We start from the raw sequence: 3,150 nt of genomic DNA, 5'->3' as shown, positions 1-3,150 counted from the left end.
ATGGCCGAACTGCTCCATGGCCAGGATCGCCATGGCATGCGCGGCGGCGTCGGAAAAATCCATGCGTGTCTGCGTCTCGCGCACATGGTCGGCAAAGAGGCCGCCGCCGGGCACGATGACGATCGGCAGCCTGGAACCCGCCAGCGCTGCGATCCAGCTCTTCATCTCCGCCGCATGGGCCGTGCTGCCGCCAAGCTTGACGATGGCCCGTCGGAGCATTTCGGGGCGTTCCTGGCGCGGCCGGAAAACAACGCTCCGGTCTTTTCGGCCGGCAGTGCCGGAGGCAGCGCCGCGTCCCGCCGATTGGCGCTTGCGTTCGATCTCGACGCCGACGCCGCCAGGGCCGAGCTCGAGCTTCTCCACCCTTACCGTGACACGCACGACACGCTGGTTCTCCAGGACGTGCGCTGCCACCTGCTCGGCCAAAGCCTCGCTGAGCTGGATATGTCCCCGCGCGACGATGGTGCGAATGCCGTCCATGATGATGTCATAAGAGAACACATGGCGCATGTCCTCGGGATGGTCGGTGATTTGCAGCACGTCGGCGGCCACATCAAAGCGCACTTTTTGAGTATGGCCATGCTCGAAGCTGTAGGCACCGATCTGGACCGGCAGAACAAAATCCCGCACAAAAATCCTGTCCGTGCCCAATGTCGGGTCGGTGTCCGGCGAATAGCCTCTCGCCGCCAACAGGCGATAGTCGATACTCGATTGACCGCCGGTCCCGGATTCCGCCGGGATCAACTCTCGAATCTGCGAGACCGCCTCGGCGCTGATCGAACTCGTGCGACCGGAATGGCCACACAGCGCCCCCCGAAAGCCGAGAAAATCGGGAGCGAAAGGCAATAGGCGCGGAATATCCGGAGCTTCCAGCGATCCACTCAGGCCGACCATCAGACCGAGCGATTTCGTTCGGTCGACGAATCCCGGAATACGCTCCGGCGGCAGATGATCGAGCAGCCGGCCCTTCCCCTTTTGCGCGGTATCGACCATCACGCCATGGAAGCGATGCCTGGCGAATATCGGCAGAAGCTCGAAGTCCGGCGCCAGATCGGCAAACAGCACGGCAATCAGCTTCGTTCGTGCGGCGAGCGGTTCGAGCGCCTGTGCGCAGGCAGAGATATTCGCCGAAGGGAAACACCCGATCTTCACATAGTCGACGCCGGTCGCCGCGATCTCTTCGGCCTTGATGCGGATCGTTTCGGGTTCCATCGGCAGGTCGCCGCAGACCGCGCTGACCGGAGCCCGACCAGCGATGAACGAAATCGTTCGGCGCATGGTTTCCGTGGACACCGCGCCCAGAGCTCCCGCCTTCGGGTCCTTCAGGTCGACGATGTCGACACCTCCAGAAAGAGCGATCTCCGCCTCTTCGATGCCGGTGACGCTTGCCAGCATTCTGGTCACTTGAACAGTTTCTCCAGTTTGGAGGACAAGACGTTTTTATAGAGGCAGTCGATCCCCCTGCGCCACGTCTCGCCGGTGTTGCCATGCGAATCGACGCCGGCGACCTTCCGCACCGTTCTGGCAGGCGCGAAAAGTCTTTCGATAGGGTTTGATAAATTTTGCGGGTCGGCTAAGTTGATCATGGGCACCTTGACTTGGCGCGGGTCCGGCAACCGTCGAACCTTTGCGCAAGAATGGGTAATTACTATCGATGACGAGCGCGGTGCCAGGCACTCTCGCTGCCTTTTTGTGCTTTTTTTCCCTGACCGTCAACGTTTCCGACGCGACAGGCCAGGAAACGGTGGCGAAGCCGGAAAAAAAGACAACCGAAATCAAGATAGGCTATTTGCGGGCCTACGCACCGCAATTGACGCTTTCCATGCTCGACCTGCCGCCACGTGACGAAGGTGTCGCCGGCGCCGAGGTTGCGATCGGCGACAACAATACGACCGGAAAGTTCACCAACCAGAAATTCAGCCTCGACGTGACCGAGATCAAGCCCGACGGCGACGCGGTTCAGGCATTCGAAGGCATGATCGCCAAGGGCGACCGCTATGTGGTCGCCGATCTTTCAGCCAAACAATTGCTGTCGATCGCCGACATCGCCCGCGACAAAGGCGTGCTGATCTTCAACGTCGGCGCCACCGACGACAGCCTTCGCGAGGAGGACTGCCGCGTCAACGTTTTCCATGTCGCGCCGACGCGCAGCATGCTGGCCGATGCGCTGGCGCAGTATCTCATGGTGAAGAAGTGGCCGAATTGGGTGCTGCTGTATGGATCGCATGAGCAGGATCGTCTCTACGCCGATGCGTTGCGCCGCGCGGCAACCCGCTTCGGCGGCCAGATCGTCGCCGAGAAGGAATTCAAGGATACCGGCACAGCCAGGCGCACCGACACCGGCGCCACGCAGATACAGCAGCAGATTTCCGTGTTCACGCAAGATCTCCCGGAGCATGACGTGGTGCTTGTCGCGGACGAAAGCGAGGTTTTCGGGACCTACGTGCCCTATCGCACCTGGACGCCGCGGCTGGTCGCCGGCACGGCCGGTCTGGTTGCATCGTCATGGCATCCCGCCAGCGAACAATGGGGCGGCATCCAGATGCAGAGCCGCTTCTTGAAGACGGCGAGCCGGCGGATGCTTTCAAAGGACATGTCGGCCTGGACGGCGGTGCGTGCCGTCGGCGAGGCCACCACGCGCACCAAGGGCGACGATGCGAAAAAGATCAGCGACTACATGCGCTCGGACGACTTTTCGGTTGCTGCTTTCAAGGGGCAGAAGCTGACCTTCCGCAAATGGAACCTCCAGCTTCGCCAGCCGATCTTGCTTGGCGATACCAAGTCCGTCGTCTCGACATCGCCACAAGAGGGCTATCTTCACCAAGTCTCCGAACTCGACACGCTCGGTGTCGATCAGCCGGAAACGAAATGCGCTCTCAAGTAGAGTCAATCGGGAGGAATTTGCGTGCAGAAACGAGCTTGCGCATTCGCCATTCTCGCGGCCGGCCTGACGGCCAGTCCGGCATCGGCCTATACGGCCTACGTTTCCAACGAGAAGGACAACACGATGACCGTCGTCGACACGGCGACGATGCAGGTGGTGAAGACAGTTGAAGTCGGCCAGAGACCTCGCGGCATCACCATCTCGCATGACGGCAAGTTCGTCTACCTATGCGCCAGCGATGACGATACGGTCCAGATCATCGATAC

Annotated in this window: 3 protein-coding genes; 2 read left to right on the top strand and 1 reads right to left on the bottom strand. The window is 61.0% G+C overall.

Features of this window, described 5'->3' with window-relative positions; translation table 11 throughout:
* Positions 1–1,395, bottom strand: a 1,395-nt coding sequence (locus tag EN906_RS28535) for a (5-formylfuran-3-yl)methyl phosphate synthase (protein WP_245484351.1), incomplete at its 3' end; no start/stop codon positions are given.
* Between the two features lie 259 nt (positions 1,396–1,654).
* On the opposite strand from EN906_RS28535, the gene EN906_RS28525 reads away from it, so the two are divergent.
* Both EN906_RS28525 and EN906_RS28520 read left to right on the top strand, forming a co-directional pair.
* On the top strand, positions 1,655–2,884 hold the full coding sequence (locus EN906_RS28525) for an ABC transporter substrate-binding protein (protein ID WP_127268108.1): 1,230 nt from the start codon (positions 1,655–1,657) through the stop codon (positions 2,882–2,884).
* Positions 2,885–2,905: 21 nt separating this feature from the next.
* Positions 2,906–3,150: beta-propeller fold lactonase family protein (locus EN906_RS28520; RefSeq protein WP_164777426.1), on the top strand; the 245-nt coding region annotated here is incomplete at its 3' end.

The organism is Mesorhizobium sp. M7A.F.Ca.CA.004.06.1.1, from assembly GCF_003999135.1.
GTDB lineage: Bacteria > Pseudomonadota > Alphaproteobacteria > Rhizobiales > Rhizobiaceae > Mesorhizobium.
Note: the sequence above shows the minus strand (reverse complement) of the source record. Positions and strands in the feature narration are given on the sequence as shown.